This window comes from Parasphingorhabdus sp., assembly GCF_036963805.1.
In the GTDB taxonomy this organism is placed as follows: Bacteria; Pseudomonadota; Alphaproteobacteria; order Sphingomonadales; family Sphingomonadaceae; genus Parasphingorhabdus.
Genome location: NZ_JBALUN010000065.1, coordinates 1 through 526 on the forward strand (window position 1 = coordinate 1; position 526 = coordinate 526).

The window sequence follows — 526 nt, forward strand, 5'->3', positions numbered from 1 at the left end:
CAATGACGAGATCCTTGAGATCTGCGATGCCGTGTCCGTCCTCAGAGACGGCGTGCTTGCCGGCGGCAGCGAAGATGTCGCCTCGATGAAGTCCGAACAGCTTTCCGAACTCGTACTCGGGCGCGGTCTCTTGCTTTTCCAGCGCAAACGGCGCTCTTTCGAGAGCGAGCCCGTCGCGGTCAGTCTGCGAAACGTCGTGGCGAGCCAGGTGAACCTCGAGAGATTGGATATCCGCAAGGGCGAGATCATCGGCTTTACCGGCCTGCCGGGCGCCGGTGCCAAGGAACTGGCCAAGGCCGTATTCGGGCTGAACAGGGCGAGGTCCGGCGCCATCAGCTTCGATGGTGCGGTAGAATCGAGCCTCCCACAGCACCCCAAGGCCGCTTTCGACGATGGCATTGCCTATCTATCCGACGACCGTCGCAAGGACGGGGCCGTCGGACAATTGTCCATCGCAGAGAACATCGCTCTTTCCTCTCTCGATCGCAGATCCAGCTTCGGCTTCGTCGAGAGTGGCAAGGAGGCC

1 pseudogene is annotated in these 526 nt (G+C 61.4%); it reads left to right on the forward strand.

What is annotated here, in order from left to right:
* Positions 1 to 526 (forward strand): annotated as a pseudogene (locus V7676_RS18795) (hypothetical protein); the annotation flags it as partial.